We start from the raw sequence: 19,115 nt of genomic DNA, 5'->3' as shown, positions 1-19,115 counted from the left end.
AAATAAAGAAAAGACACCTTATGAAAAGGTGCCAAATCTATTGTAAAGTTTTTTTCGGCATTTTTCTACTATTTTCCCTTGGGGCTTACCTTTTTCCTTCTAAATAATTCGGTTCAGCTGTTTGTTTATGCGCATCTTTTCCGACCGTTTCGCGGGCGGGCTCTGTCAGACGGATATCTTTGACGAAATAGTAGATCAGCGTGTGGCCTGCCCCCAGTAAAACGAGGGAAACCGGAATGCCCAAGTCTTCCTTCAGGAGCGACACGAGCAGCAAAAAAACCAAGATCGAGACAATCCGTCCGATGTTTAAAAAAACTTCTCTGACGACAATGTATTCGATCCGCGCTTTCCTGGCATACCTTGCTTTCCCGATCACATCATATGTGAGCGATGAATACGGTACGAGCAATATCGGATAGCCGATCGCAATCGCAACAGCATACAGCAGCAGCGTCACATACGTCATATGAAACAAAATCAGAAAGAGAGCGCCGAACAGGACGAGACCGCCCATTAAAATCGCCTTTTTGCGCGCTCCCTTTTTAATAAGCCGCGTTGCGAAATAGTATGCAAAAAAAGAAACAGCTGAATTAATCAAGCCGAACTTCCCCAATGCCAACTCGCTTTTTGTCGTGATAAAGACAAAGACATTGATTAAAAAAACGAAAATCCCTTCTCTCAGCCCCTGAAAAAAATGAGCATTTGTAATGCTGCGCCAATTCGGGTCTGAATTTCGTTCCGTCCAGATTTTTTTCAAAATGTAGCGGCCGCGCGATTCACGCCTCTTTAAAAAAAAGCTCGTGATGACGGCCACTGAAAATAAAGCCAAGGACAGGCTGAAAATCACCGTGTACCCCGTGTTGTCAGCAAGCCTTGAAATGACATAGCCGGCAACAATCGGACCGATCATTCCCGCGCCGGAATTTAAAATGCCGAGAAATCCGTTAAAAAAATCTCTCGTGTCCGGCTCAGTGATTTCAAATGTCAGGACATTAAACGCAAGCCAATAAAATCCATAGCCAATTCCGAGCACACTGCCGAGCAGCACAAGCCGTGATCCCGCATTCTCCCCCGCCAACAGCACGGTTAAATAAAATACAGCTAAAAACGAAACGCCAAACCTGAGGATAAACACCCTGTCGATTTTTTTGGCAAGGCGGCCGGCAAACATAAAGATGATCGGCTGCATCACGACGATCGACAAATTGTAAATGGCCAAATCGACGAACTGTCCGGACTGCTTCCACAGATATACATTCACAAACGTATTGGAAAGGGCAATGCTAAGAGAATAAAGGCCGCCGACTGCAAGCAGCAGCAGGAGGTCCCTGTTTACTTCAACATCGCCTATTATGTTTTTGATTCTGCTCATAACTGACTCCCCTTTACTAATCACCATTAGTCTGTCTCATCAAAAGTCAGTTATGTACTTCAGAACAAAAGAAACGAAAAACAACCAAACCTGCTTTTTTGCCGATCCTTCAGCAGACGCTTTGCTTCGCGAACAACACATAAAAAGGCCCGCTATTAAGCGGGCCTCTTTTCTCAAGCTGGATTATTTTGCTTCGCTGTAAAGGCGTGCAACTTCATCCCAGTTAACGACGTTCCAGAACCCTTTAATGTAATCTGGACGACGGTTTTGGTAATTCAGGTAGTATGCGTGCTCCCATACGTCAAGACCTAAAATAGGAGTCTTGCCTTCTGAAAGAGGAGAATCTTGGTTTGGCGTGCTTGTGATTTCAAGCTCTCCGTTATTGACAACAAGCCATGCCCAGCCGGAGCCGAAACGGCCAGCTGCTGCAGCGGCAAAGTCTTCTTTGAATTGATCGAAGCTGCCAAATTTGCCGTTGATCGCTTCTGCCAATTCACCAGTCGGAGCGCCTCCTCCGTTTGGAGAAAGAAGTTTCCAGAACAATGAGTGGTTGGCATGTCCACCGCCATTGTTGCGGACAGCTGTGCGGATGTTTTCCGGTACAGCATCAAGGTTTGCAACAAGCTCTTCAACAGATTTGCTTTCAAGATCCTGTTTGCCTGCCACCGCTTCGTTCAATTTTGTAACATATGTGTTATGGTGCTTCGTATGGTGAATATTCATCGTCTCTTTGTCGATGTGTGGTTCTAACGCATCGTAAGCATAAGGTAATTCTGGAAGTTTGTAAGCCATCATCAATTCCTCCTTAATATTGTATGTATTGAAATGCCGCCTTTAGCAAGCCTTTCCTCTTTCAATGTATCAAAAGAAAAGGCTTGTTTCAATGGAAATGCTCACAAAATGATCACAAGTGCATTTCAAGCGCTCACTAAACTTTATCCTTTTCACCTTCTTTTTAAACATGCAGGGGAAAATTTAAAGCACAGTATATAAAAAGTAGCCGATCATGATTAACTGGATCACGCTTTTAGCTAAAACTCCGGAAATAAAACCGATCAGCGAACCGATTCCAATTTTAGCGGCAGTTTTGATATCCTTCTGATGAACAATCATCTCACCTGCCAAGGCCCCGATAAAAGGCCCCAAAATAATGCCTGCCACCGGTATCACAAACGGTCCGATCAAAAGGCCGATCGTGCTGCCCCATATCGCCGCCCTGCTGCCGCCGAAGCGCTTAATACCGAGGAGATTTGTAATATAGTCGGCGGCAAACAATACGGCTGTAAAAATGCCTTCAATGATCCAGAATAAGTAGGAGTAATGCCCGAATGTAAATAAAAATCCGTATAGAACAAAGCCGGCTACGATGAAAACGACGCTCGGAATGATGGGATAAACAAGGCCGATGAACGCAATGATGAACATCGCCGCAACGATGATCCAATATAAAACATCCATGCGAATCCCCTCCAATCGATTGTGATGCTTCATATTATACCCATTTTTCCAAAAGGAAACTTCCAGAACCCCTGTTGATCGATAAGTTTTCTTGTATTCGTCCTTTTGTGACGATACAATAATGCAGATACATTATAGAAATAGGAAGTGAAAAACGAATGAATTTATTTCAGCGATTTTTTAAAAGTACATATTCCCCTCACGCGATTGGCAAAATGCGTTTCCAAGGCATAGGGAGAACGATTTTATACGTATTTTTGCTCAGCATCATCGCCGCTCTCCCGAACCTTTACCATATCAGCAGCGGAGTGGTGAATACAATGAACAGCTTTCAGTCAGCTGTGAAAGAATTCCCCGATTTCTCCATAAAAGACGGCTCACTGCAAACAGATGCAAAGAAAGCGATTGAATCACAGTCATTCGGATTTGTCATCGTTTTTGATCCGAGCGGCTCTTATAAAACAAAACAGATTGAAGACAAACGGAATTCCGTCGGCATCCTGAAAGATAAGTTCGTCATCGCCATTGACGGCCAAGTCCAGGAAATGCCATACACAATGCTTCCCGAGGACATGTCTAAGGATGATATCCTTTCTTTAGTTGATCAAAATAAATCAGTGATTGTTCCCGTCTTATGCGTTCTGCTGTTTTTGGCGACGGCAGCCGGAAAATTCATTGATGTTTCGGTTCTTGCCGTCATCGGGCTGATCATTCGCAATGGTCAGAAGAAAATGCTCTCTTATAAACAGCTTTGGGTGATGTCTGCTTATTCGATCACGCTCGCAACCGTGTTTTTTGCAATTATGGACGCGCTGGAGGCAGTGGTTCCAAGTCAGTTTCTCCTGAACTGGTTTGTGAACTTTATCATCCTGTTTCTCGCCATTAAAGAGACGCCGGCTTCTAAAACAGCAAGGTAAAACGGGCAGGAGCAAATTTATTGTCATGTTGAAAGAGGGACAAGCGTAACATAATAAAAAATGCACGAAATGGGGACAAAACAGATGAAACGTGTGATTGTGCTGTTTTCGATTTTGCTCGCCCTGTTCATTGTTTATTATGACTTGAAATCAGGCACCATCCCTCAAAACGCCTTGCCGGCTTCAACCATGGCAGCGGAAGCTCCGGCTGCAAGCCTGCAATATAAGACCGTTACCGTCAAACCCGGACAGACCGTATTTTCAATCATCGGGAACAGCGCCGTTCCGGCCGACAAAATAGCCGAAGATTTTGAAGCGCTGAATCCGAATGTGAAGGCGAGCCGCATTCAAGCAGGCGTCACCTACAAGTTTCCCGTTTATCCTGAATAAGCGTTAATTTCTTGTCAGTTTCATGAACGGGCTGTTACAATAAGACTTGTAAACGATTTGGTATAAGAAAAGGAGCAACCGCCTCCGAATTATACTTAAGGAGCGAATTCAAGTGAGTGAAATCACACATCGTACAAAAACGCGTCCCGTTAAAGTGGGACCTTTAACAATAGGCGGCAATAACGAAGTCGTCATTCAAAGCATGACAACAACGAAAACACATGACGTTGAAGCAACCGTCGCCGAAATCAACAGACTCGCGGAAGCGGGATGTCAAATCGTCCGCGTCGCCTGTCCTGATGAACGGGCTGCAGACGCGATTCCTGAGATCAAAAAGCGGATATCCATCCCTCTTGTCGTGGATATTCATTTCAACTATAAATTGGCTTTAAAAGCGATCGAAGGCGGAGCCGATAAAATCCGCATCAATCCGGGAAACATCGGCCGCCGCGAAAAGGTTGAAGCCGTTGTCAATGCAGCGAAGGAAAAGGGCATTCCGATCCGGATCGGCGTCAATGCAGGCTCTCTGGAAAAACGTATCCTTGAGAAATACGGCTATCCGACAGCAGACGGCATGGTCGAAAGTGCACTGCACCACATTAAAATTCTTGAAGATCTCGATTTCCACGATATCATCGTCAGCATGAAAGCGTCTGATGTAAATCTGGCGATTGAAGCGTACGAAAAAGCGGCAAAAGCATTCGATTATCCGCTTCATTTAGGCATCACCGAATCGGGAACGCTGTTTGCCGGTACGGTGAAAAGCGCCGCCGGTCTCGGCGCGATCCTTTCAAAAGGAATCGGCAATACATTGCGGATTTCTTTAAGCGCGGACCCGGTCGAAGAAGTAAAAGTCGCCAGGGAGCTCCTGAAATCTTTCGGGCTCGCTTCCAATGCGGCGACATTGATTTCCTGCCCGACTTGCGGCCGGATCGAAATCGATTTGATCAGCATCGCCAATGAAGTCGAAGATTACATCGCTAAAATCAAGGCGCCGATCAAAGTTGCCGTTCTCGGCTGTGCCGTCAACGGTCCCGGAGAAGCGCGCGAAGCCGATATCGGAATTGCCGGCGCACGCGGCGAAGGCCTCCTGTTCCGCAAAGGCGAAATCGTCCGGAAAGTGCCTGAGGAAACGATGGTCGATGAATTGAAAAAAGAAATCGACAAGCTCGCCGAAGAGCATTATGCCAAACAAGCGGCCGAAAAAGAAAAATTAAACACATAATAAAAAAAGCTTGACGGATATCCGTCAAGCTTTTTCCGTTAGAAAAACGGGGTGATGAATATGCCAAGCACCAAGGAAACTGCACCGATACCCATTGCCCATGCTCCTAAGCCAGCTGCTCCTTGTCTTCTGGCTATATAACCGACAATGATCCCTGCAATTCCTAACAGCACTGGAAGCATAAACAAGGAAATAATCGAAAGCGCAAGCGCGATATATCCGGTTACACGTCCGCCGGCAGCATCGGCATCGTTACGCGCTTCGCCGTTGTCCCTGTTATCTGTACGATAAGTCGGGGCAACTTCTGCTGCTGTTTCTTCTAAAAAGTCATCATTATCTAAAGTCGCATCGACTAGGTCAGCATCATAACCGGCCCGGTTACGATCGCGAACATTTTGATCTCTTTCCATTCGATATCCCCCCTCTTTAATCCATAAAGGAGCATTTATAGTTTAAGCATTTTAGCCCGATTCATGTTTGCTAAACTTTACTGTAAATGTTAAAAGATTATGATACACTGGAGGAATGGATGATAAGGAGTGTGGACATGTTACATTTAGGAATCGATATTGATGGAACGATTACTGCCCAGGATACTTTTGTTCCCTATTTGAACGAGTCGTTCAGCCTCTCCATTACATTGGAAGATATTAAGGAATATGACTTAACAAAGCTGCTGAATATATCCCAAGAAGATTTTTGGAAATGGATGAACGAAAACGAGCCCCGCATCTATCAGGAAGCGCTGCTGGCTCAATATGCCAAACAGACGCTGGATGAACTGAAAAAACAGCATAAGCTGATATACATTACGGCAAGAAGACACCATCTGGAGGATATCACCTTTGACTGGTTCGAGAAACGCGACATTCATTATGACCATATAGAACTTGTCGGCGGACACGATAAACTGGAAGCCGTCTTCAGGCATGAAATCGATGTTTTCTTTGAGGACCACCACGGGAATGCAACCATGATTGCAAAAGAAGCAGGCATTCCGGTTCTGTTGTTTAATACGCCGTACAATCAGCTTCCGACCGATTCAAACATCGTCAGAGTCGACAGCTGGCTTGAAGCCGCCGAATGGCTGAAAAAGAACGCGAAAACGATTAAAGGCGCAAAAAGCATGTAAGATAAAGTCTCTTACATGCTTTTGCGTTAAAAAGGCATATGGCTTTAAACGCCATATGCCGCTTTTCTTTACTGCGCTTCCGTGCTATTTTCTTCGCATCGCGGGCACGTTCCGTAAATTTCAAACTTATGGCCGCTGATCTGGTAGCCGTCAAGATCGTCTGTCAGCTTTTCCATCGGACATAGCTCGATTTCCTTCGTTTTGCCGCACACCATGCAAATAAAATGATGGTGGTGATGAGCAGAAGAACATTTAAAACGAAACAGCTTTTCACCGGAAAGCTCAGTCGTTTCCAATATGCCGAGTTCTTCAAACAGCGACAAATTCCTGTAGATCGTATCAAAGCTTAACCCCGGATAATCATCGTTTAAAGCGGAAAGGACATTTTTCGCCGTTAAATATTTATCAGAATCACTAAACAGCTGAAGCATATCCTCCCGTTTGCTTGTATATTTATATCCTTTTTCCTTCAGTAAATCAAGCGCTTCCTGTACGTTCACGGCGAATCCTCCTTTTGATTTTATTATAACTGATGCACAGTATCAGGATAAAGATCGACAGCATCACGATCGTTCCCCCCGGCGCCAGATCGAGATGATAAGCAAGCACCAGGCCGACGATGACGGAAAGTTCACCGAATAGGATCGATAAGAAGATCGCCTGCTTAAACCCCTTGGCAATGCGCATGCTTGCAGCGACAGGGAGCGTCATCAGCGCTGAAACGAGAAGCGTACCGACGATTCTCATAGAGGCGGCGATCACAAGCGCAACGATCAAAATAAATATAAAATGAATCCACTTTGCGGAAATCCCCGAAGCTTTTGCATGCTCTTCATCAAATGACAGAAGAAACAGCTCTTTAAAAAGGGAAAACACCACGATCAGAACGGCTGCGGAAATTCCGACGATCACCAGCATGTCTTCCCGCGAAACAGCGCTGACGCTGCCAAATAGATAGCTGAACAGATCCGTATTAAATCCGTCCGCAAGCGAAATAAAAATAACGGAAATCCCGATTCCTCCCGACATGATAATCGGGATCGCCAGCTCCTGATAATGTTTATAAACCGTTCTCAGCCTCTCGATAATCAAAGATCCGGCAACGGAAAACGCCATTCCGAAATAGATTGGGCTGACCCCGGCGAGCACTGCAAACTGTTTGCCTGCATACAGGCTCGCCGCTATGCCGGCTAAAGAAACGTGGCTGAGCGCATCCGCGATCAGCGACAGACGCCTGACAACGATGAATACACCGAGCAAGGGCGCGATGAGGCCGATTAATATTCCTGAAATAAAAGCGTTTTGCAAAAACTCATAATGAAAAAAAGGTGTCAGCATTATTCGTGTCCTCCATGATGATGGTGATTGTGGCTGATGGCTTGAACATCATGCCCGTAAAATTGAGACAAGTCTTGATCTGTCATGGACTCAAACTCTTCTGTATTGCCGTGAAAATGAAGATGTTTATTCATGCAGGCAACGTGTGTGACTTTATCGGAAACCGTGCCGACATCATGGGTGACAAGAATGAGCGTAATGCCTTTTTCACGATTCAACTTCTCCAGCAGCTTGTAAAACCCTTCAACTGTTTTTTGATCGACTCCAACCGTTGGCTCGTCAAGAATGAGCAGCTTCGGTTCGCTCACAAGCGCTCTCGCGATGAAAGTTCTTTGCTGCTGTCCTCCCGAAAGCTCGCCGATGTTTCTGTCTTTCAAGGACGTGATGCCGACGGCTTCGATCGCTTCATCCACCTTTTGCTTATCGGCTTTAGACATGCGCCTGAATAAGCCGAGCTTCGCTGTTAAACCGCTTGCCACCACTTCATATACGGAAGCGGGAAAACCGGTGTTAAAGCTGTTTGCTTTTTGGGATACGAAGCCGATTTTGCTCCAGTCCTTAAATTTTCTGAGAGGGACGCCGAACAAATTAAGTTCGCCTGTCTGCGGCTTAATCAGCCCGAGAATGCATTTCAGCAATGTCGTCTTTCCCGATCCGTTTGGACCGACCAAGCCGAGAAAAGTCCCTTCTTCAATGTTTAAATTGATATCTTCTATCACATTTCGATGATCATAGGAATATGATACATGCTTCATTTCAATAATAGGTTGTTTCAATACGTTCACCTTCAAACTCTCCAGAATCATTACGATTTATCGCACAAAAAGAAAATGGCAGCCGAAAAGCAGCAAGCCATTTTCACGATTGACCAGTTCATCTTTAAATTATACATATAAACTAAAAAAAAGTAAATGAAAGCCTAATGGATGGCGTTTTTGAACTTTCCTCCACGCGTTTCGTGCGTGTCCATAATCGTAATAAAAGCATTGTGATCAATATCGAAAACAATCGATTTCAGCTTCGTCACTTCAAGCCTGGTCACAACGGCATAAATCACCTCTGTGTCCTCATCGGAATAGCCGCCTTTCCCTTTGAGCTTGGTCGTTCCCCGGCCGAGGCGATGCAGCAGCGCATCGGAAATCTCCTCGTATTGATCTGAAACGATGATAACCGCTTTCGTCTCATCAAGCCCTTGAATAACGGCGTCGATCGTCTTCATCGCAATATAGTATGTCATAACCGAAAACATAGCCTGCTCAAGGCCGAATACAAAGCTTGCCCACGCAAAAATAAAGACATTGACGAACATGACAAATTCGCCGACTGAAAACGGCAGCTTTTTCGTAAGCAAAATGCCGAGTATCTCAGTTCCATCCATAGAACCGCCGTTACGAATAACAAGCCCTACGCCGAATCCGAGCAGAAGACCGCCAAATACGGCTGCCAGGACGGGCTGAGTCGTAACCCCTTCTACATGATGCAACAAGGTTTCGATAATTGACAAGCTGATGATTCCGATCAGGGTTGAAATTAAGAACGTTTTTCCGATGTGCTTGTAGCCTGAAAACATAAACGGAATGTTAAGAACGACGACGAGCAGTGCGAAGTTGATATACGGAGTATCTTTAAAAATGTAGTCCAATATTAGTGAAATGCCGATAATGCCCCCATCAATGATGTTGTTCGGCACTAAAAATAATTCGATGCTGGCGGCTGCGCAGGCAGCCCCGACGAGAATCATGACGATCCGGAATGCCATTTTGACCGCTGATTCTTTTTTATGCTGTTTTGTGGTATTTGCCATTCTGTCTCTCCTTTTCCCAAACTGGCCAAACCGTCCCTTATCATCATCATATCATTTAACAGACTGAAATAAAAAAATGACACATTTTTAATTTTACGCCATACATTAGTTCAGAGGGGAGGAATGGACGTGATTTTATTTCAAAAAATCGTGCTGCAGCGTTTAAATCAGGTCACGGCTGACGAGGTGCTGAAGTACGCTAAACAATACGGAATTCATGTAACAAGAAAACAAGCGCTTGAAGTAGAAAAGCTTGTGAAAGGAAAAAACATCAATATTTTTAATGAGGAAGAACGCAATAAACTGCTCAAGCAGGTGGAAGCGGTCACTTCAAAAGAAGCGGTGCAGCTTTTGAACCAGCTGTTTTCTCAATACGTATCATAAAAAGGGGAGCTGATACGCCCCCCTTTTTTATTGCTGCTTGATTTTTTCCAGCAGCCCTTCATCAAACTGTTTATTTTTAAGCATTTCAATTTCAAACCGGTACGGCGGCTTTTTGTTCTTTTTATCTTCTCCTACATAAGGCGTTTCAAGGATTTTCGGAATATCTGTCAGCTGATCGTGGTGAACGATGTATTGAAGCGCATCAAAACCGATTTCTCCAAATCCGATGTTTTCGTGCCGGTCTTTTCTCGCGCCTCTGACATTCTTGCTGTCATTAATATGAAGCACTTTTAAACGGTCGATTCCGACGATTTTATCGAATTCGTTTAAGACACCGTCAAAGTCGGATACTACATCGTAACCTGCGTCATGGGTATGGCATGTATCGAAGCAGACGGATAAATGTTCATTGTGTGTAACGCCGTCGATGATCTGTGCCAGCTCCTCAAACGACCGCCCGCATTCTGAACCTTTGCCGGCCATCGTTTCCAAAGCGATCTGCACATTCTGATTCGGGTCGATGACCTCGTTCAATCCTTCGATGATTTTTTGTATGCCCGCTTCTGCGCCCGCACCTACATGAGCTCCCGGGTGAAGAACGATTTGTCTGGCGCCGATCGCCGATGTCCTTTCAATTTCAGAACGCAGGAACTCGACACCGAGCTCAAATGTGGCCGGATTTGTTGTATTGCCGATATTGATAATATACGGGGCATGAACGACGATATCAGAGATGCCGTTCTCCTCCATATGAGCCCTTCCTGCTTCAATATTCAAATCCTCGATTTTTTTCCTGCGCGTGTTTTGCGGCGCTCCCGTATAGATCATAAATGTATTGGCGCCGTAGGAGCTTGCCTCCTGACTGGCCGCGAGCAGCATATGTTTTCCGCTCATTGAGACGTGTGAACCGATTTTCAACAAAACTGTTTCCCCTACTTTCCTTTTCTAAATTGCTTTCTTTTTTGCTGTCTTTTTATTTTATTGATTTCCGTCTGCATTTTCTTCTTATATCCGGGCTTGACTTTTCTCGGTTTTTTTACAAGCCGCTTGGCGACTTCATCCGTTTCATCAGGCGTTCTTTTTCGGTTCTGACGGCGCTTGCGGTCATCGATCTTTTTCCACTCGCCTTTTTCAAGCCTCATGTTTTCAAACACGATTCCCATCTGTTCTAGCTTCACAAGTGCATCTTCGTCAGATGTATCATAAAACGTCATCGCTGTTCCGGATGTTCCGGCGCGCGCTGTACGACCGACGCGGTGAACGTAAAAATCAAGATCGTCAGGCAGTTCATAGTTAATGACATGGCTGACGCCTTTAATATCGATTCCCCTTGCAGCCAAATCAGTGGCTATGATATAGGTGAATTCCAGATCGCCGATTTGCTTCATCACTTTTTTTCGTTCCCGCGGCGTAAGCCCTCCGTGAAGAAGTCCGACTTTCATCCCTTTGTCCGCCAGGTAAGCGGCGATTTCGTCAGCCGTTGTTTTTGTATTGGCAAAAACAATCGCCAAATACGGATTCAAATGGGTCATAACCTCGAGCAGCAGCTCATTTTTATTCCTGTGTCTGGAAGGTATGAGCACGTGTTCGATTTTTTCGGCCGTGATGTGCTTCGGCTCAACATGCGCATACCTCGGATTGGCCATGTACTTTTTCAGGAAAGGCTTTAATTTTTCGGGAATCGTTGCGGAAAATACGAGCATCTGCAAGCCTTCAGGCATATGCGATCCGATAAAATCGACATCTTCCAAAAATCCCATATCAAGCATTAAGTCCGCCTCGTCGATAACGAGCGAACCGGCTTTATGAACATCGAGCGCCTGCTCCCTGATCAGATCTGCAATTCGCCCCGGCGTACCAACCACCAGATGAGGCTGCGTTTTTAATTTGTCAATCGATTTTTGTTTATCGGTCCCGCCGATGAAACATTTAGAACGAACCGCTTCATCAGGCCCTAAAAATTTGGTGATTTTCAGGACTTCCTGATGAATTTGGTTGGCGAGCTCCCTTGTCGGAGCCGTAATCACGACTTGAACGAACTCTTTTTCAAGATCGATCCTGCTTAAGAGCGGGAGCAGATAGGCATGCGTTTTTCCCGTACCTGTCTGCGACTGCCCGATTGCACTCTCCCCTTTCAGCGCCGATGGAATTAACCGCTTTTGAATATCAGTCGGCTCATAAAATCCCAAGTGGTGAACAGCCTCTATAATAAACGGCTTTAAATCGTACATTTCAAATTTCGTTTGTTTCATTTTCCCAACTCCTTCTTGGAAAGCCTTTATTCCGGCGCTCCAAGCTTTATCCTATATGGCTGAATTGTGCGCTTATGTATCCTTTTTTATGCCGCACTGCTTAAAAAAAGGCTGATATCATGTCCATCATTAAATTATAACTGATCCTGCGGAAAAAAACCATCACCCCCGCCCTATTCGGGCCGGCGGCAAAGGCACTTTGCCACTGTTGGTGCATACCCTATCAAGAGAAGGATTTTGAAAGGAGGTACAAGTATGTTTCAGCAACAGCCGATGAGAAATCAGCCAAGACCGCAGATGCCGCAAAGGCCCGGCAGAGCCTTGATGCCGAGACATCAGGGGATGAGAATGCAGCCCCCTCAAGCGCAGCCCCGCGGCCTGCAGCAAATGTTTCAGCCGCTGGGCGCCGCCCAGCAGCAAGCAGGCGCGCGAGGAGGAGGGATTCAAGGGTTGCTCTCGAAATTTCTTCCCGGATCTGCCGCGTCCGGGGGAACAGGTGCGGGCCTCGGCGGAACCGGAAGCGGCCTTGGAGGCATTCAAGGTCTTGCCAATCCGGCTACCATTTCTAACATGCTCGGCAATGTTCAAAAAGCGCTCGGTGTAGCCCAGCAAGTAACGCCGATGATTCAGCAATACGGACCCCTCGTCCGCAATCTCCCTGGCATGGTGAAAATGTTCAGACAGCTGAATTCCGATGATACTGAAGCGGAGGACAGCGAACAACAAAAAGACGAACCGGACAACAAGACCGAAACGAGCGGCGAAAAGAAAGAAGAAATAAAAGTATCTTCCAAAACACCCGAAAAATCCAAAGCCGAAGAAATCAGAAAAAAACAGAGCCGTTCAGCCCCTCCGTCTTCAAAAAGAAAAACCGGAGGATCAAAACCTAAACTGTATGTATAACATTCTTTGATATCTCCTGCGGGATCAGATATAATGAGGTCTATAGAGACTGCAAAAATAAGCCGTTTTTTACGGCTTTTTATCATGCCCGGCTCTTACTTCTTTATAGGAGGACTAAGAATGAACGTAATTAAAATATCGCCGCGCGGCTATTGCTACGGTGTCGTCGACGCCATGGTCATCGCCAAAAACGCGGCTCTCGATAAAAGTCTGCCGAGACCTATATATATTTTAGGTATGATCGTTCACAATAAACATGTCACCGACGCATTTGAAAAAGAGGGCATTTATACGCTTGACGGTCCGAACCGGCTTGAGATTTTGAATCAGGTCGACAAAGGAACGGTGATCTTCACCGCTCACGGCGTTTCGCCTGAAGTCCGCAAAATAGCTGAGGATAAAGGTCTTGTCGCGATTGACGCCACCTGCCCTGATGTGACAAAAACACACGATTTAATCCGAAAAATGAAAGCGGAAGGCTATCACGTCATCTACATCGGAAAAAAAGGACACCCGGAGCCTGAAGGAGCGGTCGGTGTCGCCCCGGATATCGTTCATCTTGTTGAAACCGAAGAAGACGTGGAAAGGCTGGACATTGATGCGGAGAAACTGATTGTCACGAACCAAACGACGATGTCCCAATGGGATGTCCATGATATTATGGAAAAAGTAAAAGAAAAATATCCGGATGTTGAATTCCACCAGGAGATTTGCCTGGCCACCCAAGTGCGTCAGGAAGCGGTATCCGAGCAGGCGAAAAAAGCCGACTTGACAATCGTTGTCGGCGATCCGAAAAGCAATAACTCGAACCGTCTCGCCCAGGTCTCCGAAGAAATCGCAGGTACGAAAGCATACCGGATCGGCGATTTAAGCGAATTAAAGCTGGAATGGCTCGACGGCGTGGAAACCGTCGCTGTAACGGCCGGCGCATCGACCCCGACCCCGATTACAAAAGAAGTCATCCGCTTTTTAGAACAATTCGATCATGAAGACCCGTCAACATGGCAGATCAGTCACGAAGTACCTCTTCAAAAAATCTTGCCTAAAGTAAAAGCAAAAACCTGAAGCTCTTCAGCTTCAGGTTTTGTTTTTATACAAATGTAAACGGGTTCGTATTTGTATCTGATGGAAAGACGGCGACATCGTATTTTTTCTCCCGGCACATCGCCGTCAGCTTTTTCGCAACTCCGTTTTTCATGATTTGTTCGGCATAATGTCCGGGGTCGACCACATTCAGCCCGATCATCATAGCATCGTGCGCCGTATGGAAATAAAGGTCTCCTGTGACATATACATCGGCGCCCATTCGTTTTGCATGATGGATGTATTTGTTGCCGTCGCCCCCTAATACAGCGACCTTCCTTACTTTCGCATCAGACTTGCCTACCATCCGCGCTCCGTTCGCTTCCAGCTTTTCTTTTACATAGCTGGCAAATGTTCCAAGTGTCATCTCTTCTTTCAATTCACCGATACGGCCCAGCCCTTTTTGGAGCGGATTCTGCTCGACGGGGTAAATATCAAAGGCCACTTCTTCATACGGATGGGCCTCATTCATCGCTTTGATCACGGATTTTTCAATACCTGACGGATAAACGGTCTCGATTCTTACCTCTTCGACCCGTTCAAGCTCGCCCCGCTTGCCGATAAACGGATCGGCTTCAGACAGCGGCTTGAAGCTGCCGACTCCTTCTGAAGAAAACGCACAGTGGCTGTAGGCGCCGATATGACCGGCTCCGGCGTCTCCAAGCGCTGCGCGCACCTGTTCTTCATAATCTTTCGGGACATAAACGGCAAGTTTTTTCAGCGGCTCTTCATAGGTCGGAACGAGCACTTTTGTGTTCTTTAATTCCAGCGCTTCCGCAAGCATGTCATTGACTCCGCCGTCAGCGACATCGAGATTTGTATGAGCCGCATAAACGGCGATATCATGCTTGATGCACTTTTCGATCAGCCTTCCCCCGGGCTGATCTGTGATGACATGTTTCAGCGGCCTGAAAACAGGCGGATGATGCGCAATGATTAAGTCAACGTTCTTTGCAATCGCTTCATCAACCGTTTCTTCGAGAACATCAAGCGTGACCATGACATTAGCCACCGTTTTGTTCAGCGTGCCGATTTGCAGGCCGATTTTATCGCCTTCAACGGCGAATGACTTTGGTGAAAATTGTTCAAACAATTGAATGATTCCATGCCCGTTTATCGTTTTTGTCATCTTCTAAGTACCTCCTTTAAGATCTCTATCCGTTCTGACAGCTCAAGCAATTTTTGTCGATTTTCTGCACTCGGAAGAGCCGCTTCAATTTGTTGATAGATGTTTTCTGTATGTTTCAGTTCTTGCGACCATTTTTTGATAAAAACAGCATTTTGTTGTTTGGCCAAAAATGGGCCGACAAGCATGCCTGCCGCAAAGGAAACCCCATCGTAAGCCGCATCCCGATCGCCCGCTTCCGCGACAAGAACCTCATAGTACTTGCCGTCTTCTTCAAGGATTTCTTCATTGATCAGTGCATAGCCTTCCTGATAGAGCCACTCTCTAATATGGTGAGCGTGGATATTCGGCTGCAAAACCAAACGTTCCTTACCTGAGAGCTTATCCTTGCCCGCTTTTAGAATGTGAGCAATGAGCGAGCCCCCCATTCCGGCAATCGTGATCACATCAGCTTCGCCCTTTTCAATCACTTCAAGCCCGTCTCCTTTCCTTACGGATATGAGCGAACTTAACTGCAGTTTCTCAACCTGCTGCTTCGCAGAAAGAAAAGGACCATCTGTGATTTCTCCGGCGATCGCGGCGCTTGCCAGGCGATTCAGCACACAATAGCAAGGCAAATACGCATGATCAGACCCGATATCAGCCACAACCGCCCCTTTTGTTATGTATTCCGCCACAGTCTGCAGCCTTTTCGATAACTTCAATTCATTCACAATTATCACAACTTTTCTAGATTCATTTTTCTTTTACTATCATATAAAAAATCGCTGTAGTTTCCAAGCTGGAACAGCAAATCAACATTCTACTCGGCCAATTTTTGATTTTCTCTGTAGTACGCACGTAAAGCATGTGTCTCAAGATCCGCGAGCCGAACCGGAATCGGCAGCCTGCTTTCTCGATTGACCAAGCTCATCGCGATGTCATAACTGCTGTCTAAATCAAGCAAATGTCCGCATGATAGAAAAATCGGTTTGACATCTTGCCTTGTCCGCACCGCACGTCCGTAGACTTCGCCATGAATCACAATATCGGTATAAGCGCCGAATTTATTATCAGGCATCACAAAATCAGTTTGTTTTATTTTCAAGTAAGTTTTCGCAATGCCGATCGTTGGCTTTTCGAGAAAAAACGCCGCATGTGTCGCAATCCCCATATGGTTAAAATGGAGATAGCCATTCCCGTCAAATAAAAAAACATCCGGTTCAATCGTCAGCTTCTTAGCCGCCTTTATAATAAGCGGCAGCTCCCTAAAAGCAAGAAACCCCGCGATATAAGGCACATCGATTTTCCCTGCACTATGTACTTTTTCAATGACACGCTTCGTATGAAAATCCAGCACGATGATACTGCAGACACCAAACGCTTCACCATCTTCCTCCCAATAAGCTAAATCAACCCCCGCACAGGTTTGCAGATCGTCTTTACTGATGGAGTTTACTAGATTGATATGTTTTTTTAGTTTTGTTTGTATCGCTAAAAAGTCATTTTCTTGGTTTAAATTAAAATCGTGTATGTTGTTGATGTTCATCTTTAAAAACCAACTTTCTATCATCCCATTTTTTAAAGCACTTTTATCCAGATCATATCTAAATTGTTCAGTTCATTCAAAGTTATTGATTCATACCGGGATAAGCCGGGACAGTAAGATGTCTTATAGAATGATCAGCATATAAAAAAAGAACCCCTCAGCAAGCAAAAAATGGGGAGCTCTGTTTGTCTTTTGGTAAATCGGGGTATGTTTTAATCATTCATTATTATTCTTTATTTCTCAGCTTCATCGTCATACTGTTTACACCCTCAAAAACAGCGTCCCGTATGATCTCAGTGTAATTCTCATAACTGTCGCTTTTGGCTTTAATGATATCTAGAACTTGTTTAAATTGTCCATCTATGATAATCGTAATGCCTTCGACCTTTTCACCTGTCTGATCATTCACAAATTCCTCATTTAACATGGTTACCGTATCATTACTATTCATAAGACACTCTCCTATCTTTTTGAAAAAAAACTTTTCCCTTTATGATTGATCCAATACTTTTGATTTGCAGGAACTAGACTTGTAAAGTCCTCATAAATCCCGCTCCAGTGATTCGGTACATATTCTTCATAAGATGCCGGCTCTGGGTACATGGAATACAACTTTCGCTTATCAAAATCAATTAATAATGAAGGACTGAAATCTAACAGATCATCAGTTGCATTGTGTTGAAAAATTTCATGCATGAGATGATTTAGTTCTTCAGTTGTTACCTTGTACTTTTTGATTCGTTGCAAGAATTCTAATGCATTGTTATTGTTTAATACCTGAATACCACCCCGCTCACTCTCATCAATGAAATCATCTAGTTGAAACCCTTTAGCTTTGTAGGCCTCGTCGAGTTTATTATAATCTAAAAACCATACATCTTTTTCTGTGACATACCAGTTCCATGCGTTATTATAAACAACCCCAACTATTATATTTTCAGCATACGTTGGTTCTAATAACATTTTAGCTCTCCCCCCCCCCCTTACCGTTCTCAGTCACTCATTTTTTATTATCCTGCCATTAGCAGCGTACTCTTCTATCCACTCCATCCATGGAGCAAGAACTGTATTTGGAATACTAACTCTGCCATTTTATCTATGTTTATACGAACCCTGCTTGCATTTGGTGGAATTCCGCCTTGAACTCGTCTGTAAGTAACCACATCAGTTGATGGACTTACCTTTTCAACTGTTCGATTAGCGCTATCAATCATGTCTGTAACCTTTTTATCTGCTTTACTCCTATTTACAGGTGAATAAGAAACAGGCATATTTCTGGTATGTACACGATTCAAATAGTGACCCATATCCCCCAATAGCCACTGCAATCATCAGGCTTTGTTTACGCTTTTCTTCAGATAATTGATTTCCAAACATATCGCGGCCGGCCCCGGATACATGGAATACAACTTTCCCTGGCCAAAATCTAACAAATTATCAGATAGCTATTTATATTTAAGTTCCCCTGCTTTTTGAAGGGTAGCTTCTATATGGGCCACTAATTTTTCCGGTCTTCTCGTTTCCCTGTCTTCTAACGGGTTTTCCCAGTCCTGATTCTTTATTAACAGCATATAAAAAGTGCCTGAAGGATCAATATCTATGTACCAGCCGACATCTAAAATCAAGCGGCTTTCTTTATGCTCCAACTGCAATAATGATGACGTAAAGTTAAACCAGTCATCACTGTCTTCCTCTAACTGATCTGGATCGATATCAATTAGTTTATTATAAGAGACGGTCCATCCTTGAGGAATTCTCAGACGTAAATAGTCAGGGGGTCCTTCAAAAATGAAAATGTTTCCTCCAAATGCCGCCGCTTCAATTTTCCAAATGATCCGTTCCAATTCGTTCACTAACTGCCGGCGATCTTCAACATGGATTGTGTCAATCGTTTCTCTATGATTATCATAAATATGAATAAGATATTCATCCTGGCCTTTTATGATTTTAACCGCAGCATGATATCTTTGTTTTTCTAATTCTAATAATTTGGTATTTGGTTCAACTTGTTCTTGAGTGACGGTTAAATTATTATATTTAACGAACCAGCCGCTTGGTATATTTATAGGTTCTAATGATTTAATGGAATTAGACAAAGTGTTCACTCCTGATTTTCTTTATGAACTGTTGATTTGTTTTCTGCTATATCTCTGTATCTCTGCTCAGGAATTTCCTGTAACTCTAAACTTTAAACATCCTTTTC

The 19,115-nt window shown here is 44.7% G+C and carries 23 protein-coding genes; 7 read left to right on the top strand and 16 right to left on the bottom strand.

From position 1 onward, the window contains the following. Positions 1 to 85 precede the first annotated feature (85 nt). The 3 genes from MST20_RS14815 to MST20_RS14805 form a co-directional block, all read right to left on the bottom strand. The gene (locus MST20_RS14815; RefSeq protein WP_020452208.1) at positions 86 to 1,372 is read right to left on the bottom strand and encodes an MFS transporter; all 1,287 of its coding nucleotides are present in this window, start codon (positions 1,370 to 1,372) and stop codon (positions 86 to 88) included. A gap of 183 nt (positions 1,373 to 1,555) precedes the next feature. Further along, entirely contained in the window at positions 1,556 to 2,164 is a 609-nt protein-coding gene (gene sodA, locus MST20_RS14810; RefSeq protein WP_065644171.1) for a superoxide dismutase SodA, read from the bottom strand. Positions 2,165 to 2,347: 183 nt separating this feature from the next. Then, on the bottom strand, positions 2,348 to 2,830 hold the full coding sequence (locus MST20_RS14805; RefSeq protein WP_243943110.1) for a DUF456 domain-containing protein: 483 nt from the start codon (positions 2,828 to 2,830) through the stop codon (positions 2,348 to 2,350). 158 nt (positions 2,831 to 2,988) lie between these two features. Here MST20_RS14805 and MST20_RS14800 point away from each other — a divergent pair, with 158 nt between their 5' ends. From MST20_RS14800 to ispG, 3 genes are all read left to right on the top strand, one after another. Then, the gene (locus MST20_RS14800) at positions 2,989 to 3,747 is read left to right on the top strand and encodes a DUF1189 domain-containing protein (RefSeq protein WP_243943108.1); all 759 of its coding nucleotides are present in this window, start codon (positions 2,989 to 2,991) and stop codon (positions 3,745 to 3,747) included. A gap of 84 nt (positions 3,748 to 3,831) precedes the next feature. Further along, positions 3,832 to 4,137: a LysM peptidoglycan-binding domain-containing protein gene (locus tag MST20_RS14795; protein ID WP_020452212.1), complete on the top strand. Its 306-nt coding sequence runs from the start codon at positions 3,832 to 3,834 to the stop codon at positions 4,135 to 4,137. 106 nt (positions 4,138 to 4,243) lie between these two features. Continuing rightward, complete coding sequence (gene ispG / locus MST20_RS14790; RefSeq protein ID WP_243943428.1) at positions 4,244 to 5,362, top strand: flavodoxin-dependent (E)-4-hydroxy-3-methylbut-2-enyl-diphosphate synthase; 1,119 nt, start codon at positions 4,244 to 4,246, stop codon at positions 5,360 to 5,362. A 38-nt stretch (positions 5,363 to 5,400) separates the two neighbouring features. On the opposite strand, the gene MST20_RS14785 is transcribed toward ispG, so the two are convergent. Continuing rightward, positions 5,401 to 5,772 (bottom strand): hypothetical protein, encoded by a 372-nt coding sequence (locus MST20_RS14785; RefSeq protein WP_065644174.1) that lies wholly within the window; start codon positions 5,770 to 5,772, stop codon positions 5,401 to 5,403. A gap of 137 nt (positions 5,773 to 5,909) precedes the next feature. Between MST20_RS14785 and MST20_RS14780 the strand changes: the two genes are divergently transcribed. Further along, positions 5,910 to 6,494, top strand: coding sequence for a 5' nucleotidase, NT5C type (locus MST20_RS14780; protein WP_243943106.1), 585 nt, complete (start codon positions 5,910 to 5,912; stop codon positions 6,492 to 6,494). A 68-nt stretch (positions 6,495 to 6,562) separates the two neighbouring features. Here MST20_RS14780 and zur read toward each other — a convergent pair whose 3' ends face one another. The 4 genes from zur to MST20_RS14760 form a co-directional block, all read right to left on the bottom strand. After that, positions 6,563 to 6,994: a zinc uptake transcriptional repressor Zur gene (gene zur, locus MST20_RS14775; RefSeq protein WP_243943104.1), complete on the bottom strand. Its 432-nt coding sequence runs from the start codon at positions 6,992 to 6,994 to the stop codon at positions 6,563 to 6,565. Further along, on the bottom strand, positions 6,972 to 7,832 hold the full coding sequence (locus tag MST20_RS14770) for a metal ABC transporter permease (protein WP_023855222.1): 861 nt from the start codon (positions 7,830 to 7,832) through the stop codon (positions 6,972 to 6,974). The genes zur and MST20_RS14770 overlap by 23 nt, the downstream gene beginning before the upstream one ends. Further along, positions 7,832 to 8,608 (bottom strand): metal ABC transporter ATP-binding protein, encoded by a 777-nt coding sequence (locus MST20_RS14765; RefSeq protein ID WP_023855223.1) that lies wholly within the window; start codon positions 8,606 to 8,608, stop codon positions 7,832 to 7,834. The genes MST20_RS14770 and MST20_RS14765 overlap by 1 nt, the downstream gene beginning before the upstream one ends. A 143-nt stretch (positions 8,609 to 8,751) precedes the next feature. Then, positions 8,752 to 9,636 carry a YitT family protein gene (locus tag MST20_RS14760; RefSeq protein WP_165427580.1) on the bottom strand — a complete coding sequence of 295 codons (885 nt, stop codon included), beginning with the start codon at positions 9,634 to 9,636 and terminating at the stop codon, positions 8,752 to 8,754. A gap of 129 nt (positions 9,637 to 9,765) precedes the next feature. Between MST20_RS14760 and MST20_RS14755 the strand changes: the two genes are divergently transcribed. After that, positions 9,766 to 10,020: a DUF2624 domain-containing protein gene (locus tag MST20_RS14755; RefSeq protein ID WP_023855226.1), complete on the top strand. Its 255-nt coding sequence runs from the start codon at positions 9,766 to 9,768 to the stop codon at positions 10,018 to 10,020. 27 nt (positions 10,021 to 10,047) lie between these two features. Here MST20_RS14755 and MST20_RS14750 read toward each other — a convergent pair whose 3' ends face one another. Together MST20_RS14750 and MST20_RS14745 are read right to left on the bottom strand one after the other, a co-directional pair. Then, positions 10,048 to 10,941 carry a deoxyribonuclease IV gene (locus MST20_RS14750; RefSeq protein WP_243943102.1) on the bottom strand — a complete coding sequence of 298 codons (894 nt, stop codon included), beginning with the start codon at positions 10,939 to 10,941 and terminating at the stop codon, positions 10,048 to 10,050. Positions 10,942 to 10,952: 11 nt separating this feature from the next. Further along, complete coding sequence (locus MST20_RS14745; protein ID WP_243943101.1) at positions 10,953 to 12,272, bottom strand: DEAD/DEAH box helicase; 1,320 nt, start codon at positions 12,270 to 12,272, stop codon at positions 10,953 to 10,955. 255 nt (positions 12,273 to 12,527) lie between these two features. Here MST20_RS14745 and vrrA point away from each other — a divergent pair, with 255 nt between their 5' ends. Next, on the top strand, positions 12,528 to 13,175 hold the full coding sequence (gene vrrA, locus MST20_RS14740; protein WP_243943099.1) for a VrrA/YqfQ family protein: 648 nt from the start codon (positions 12,528 to 12,530) through the stop codon (positions 13,173 to 13,175). 120 nt (positions 13,176 to 13,295) lie between these two features. Continuing rightward, positions 13,296 to 14,240 (top strand): 4-hydroxy-3-methylbut-2-enyl diphosphate reductase, encoded by a 945-nt coding sequence (locus tag MST20_RS14735; RefSeq protein ID WP_243943097.1) that lies wholly within the window; start codon positions 13,296 to 13,298, stop codon positions 14,238 to 14,240. Between the two features lie 25 nt (positions 14,241 to 14,265). Here MST20_RS14735 and MST20_RS14730 read toward each other — a convergent pair whose 3' ends face one another. The 6 genes from MST20_RS14730 to MST20_RS14705 all read right to left on the bottom strand — a co-directional run bounded on the left by MST20_RS14730 (position 14,266) and on the right by MST20_RS14705 (position 19,017). After that, positions 14,266 to 15,387 (bottom strand): Nif3-like dinuclear metal center hexameric protein, encoded by a 1,122-nt coding sequence (locus tag MST20_RS14730; protein WP_243943096.1) that lies wholly within the window; start codon positions 15,385 to 15,387, stop codon positions 14,266 to 14,268. Further along, the gene (locus MST20_RS14725) at positions 15,384 to 16,031 is read right to left on the bottom strand and encodes a tRNA (adenine(22)-N(1))-methyltransferase (protein ID WP_243943427.1); all 648 of its coding nucleotides are present in this window, start codon (positions 16,029 to 16,031) and stop codon (positions 15,384 to 15,386) included. Before MST20_RS14725 ends, MST20_RS14730 begins: the two co-directional genes overlap by 4 nt. A 155-nt stretch (positions 16,032 to 16,186) precedes the next feature. Further along, entirely contained in the window at positions 16,187 to 16,912 is a 726-nt protein-coding gene (locus MST20_RS14720; RefSeq protein WP_243943095.1) for an endonuclease V, read from the bottom strand. A 226-nt stretch (positions 16,913 to 17,138) separates the two neighbouring features. Continuing rightward, the gene (locus MST20_RS14715; RefSeq protein WP_020452227.1) at positions 17,139 to 17,363 is read right to left on the bottom strand and encodes a hypothetical protein; all 225 of its coding nucleotides are present in this window, start codon (positions 17,361 to 17,363) and stop codon (positions 17,139 to 17,141) included. Between the two features lie 11 nt (positions 17,364 to 17,374). Further along, positions 17,375 to 17,875 (bottom strand): hypothetical protein, encoded by a 501-nt coding sequence (locus tag MST20_RS14710; protein ID WP_243943094.1) that lies wholly within the window; start codon positions 17,873 to 17,875, stop codon positions 17,375 to 17,377. A 482-nt stretch (positions 17,876 to 18,357) separates the two neighbouring features. After that, positions 18,358 to 19,017, bottom strand: coding sequence for a hypothetical protein (locus tag MST20_RS14705; protein ID WP_243943093.1), 660 nt, complete (start codon positions 19,015 to 19,017; stop codon positions 18,358 to 18,360). Positions 19,018 to 19,115 lie beyond the last annotated feature (98 nt).

This window comes from Bacillus sp. B19-2, assembly GCF_022832475.1.
In the GTDB taxonomy this organism is placed as follows: Bacteria; Bacillota; Bacilli; order Bacillales; family Bacillaceae; genus Bacillus; species Bacillus paralicheniformis.
Note: the sequence above shows the minus strand (reverse complement) of the source record. Positions and strands in the feature narration are given on the sequence as shown.

Excerpts from the sequence above, each read along its gene's own strand:
- MST20_RS14815 (WP_020452208.1), bottom strand. The coding sequence starts at position 1,372 with ATGAGCAGAATCAAAAACATAATAGGCGATGTTGAAGTAAACAGGGAC.
- sodA (WP_065644171.1), bottom strand. The coding sequence starts at position 2,164 with ATGGCTTACAAACTTCCAGAATTACCTTATGCTTACGATGCGTTAGAA.
- MST20_RS14805 (WP_243943110.1), bottom strand. The coding sequence starts at position 2,830 with ATGGATGTTTTATATTGGATCATCGTTGCGGCGATGTTCATCATTGCG.
- MST20_RS14800 (WP_243943108.1), top strand. The coding sequence starts at position 2,989 with ATGAATTTATTTCAGCGATTTTTTAAAAGTACATATTCCCCTCACGCG.
- MST20_RS14795 (WP_020452212.1), top strand. The coding sequence starts at position 3,832 with ATGAAACGTGTGATTGTGCTGTTTTCGATTTTGCTCGCCCTGTTCATT.
- MST20_RS14785 (WP_065644174.1), bottom strand. The coding sequence starts at position 5,772 with ATGGAAAGAGATCAAAATGTTCGCGATCGTAACCGGGCCGGTTATGAT.
- MST20_RS14780 (WP_243943106.1), top strand. The coding sequence starts at position 5,910 with ATGTTACATTTAGGAATCGATATTGATGGAACGATTACTGCCCAGGAT.
- MST20_RS14770 (WP_023855222.1), bottom strand. The coding sequence starts at position 7,832 with ATGCTGACACCTTTTTTTCATTATGAGTTTTTGCAAAACGCTTTTATT.
- MST20_RS14760 (WP_165427580.1), bottom strand. The coding sequence starts at position 9,636 with ATGGCAAATACCACAAAACAGCATAAAAAAGAATCAGCGGTCAAAATG.
- MST20_RS14745 (WP_243943101.1), bottom strand. The coding sequence starts at position 12,272 with ATGAAACAAACGAAATTTGAAATGTACGATTTAAAGCCGTTTATTATA.
- vrrA (WP_243943099.1), top strand. The coding sequence starts at position 12,528 with ATGTTTCAGCAACAGCCGATGAGAAATCAGCCAAGACCGCAGATGCCG.
- MST20_RS14735 (WP_243943097.1), top strand. The coding sequence starts at position 13,296 with ATGAACGTAATTAAAATATCGCCGCGCGGCTATTGCTACGGTGTCGTC.
- MST20_RS14730 (WP_243943096.1), bottom strand. The coding sequence starts at position 15,387 with ATGACAAAAACGATAAACGGGCATGGAATCATTCAATTGTTTGAACAA.
- MST20_RS14720 (WP_243943095.1), bottom strand. The coding sequence starts at position 16,912 with ATGAACATCAACAACATACACGATTTTAATTTAAACCAAGAAAATGAC.
- MST20_RS14715 (WP_020452227.1), bottom strand. The coding sequence starts at position 17,363 with ATGAATAGTAATGATACGGTAACCATGTTAAATGAGGAATTTGTGAAT.
- MST20_RS14710 (WP_243943094.1), bottom strand. The coding sequence starts at position 17,875 with ATGTTATTAGAACCAACGTATGCTGAAAATATAATAGTTGGGGTTGTT.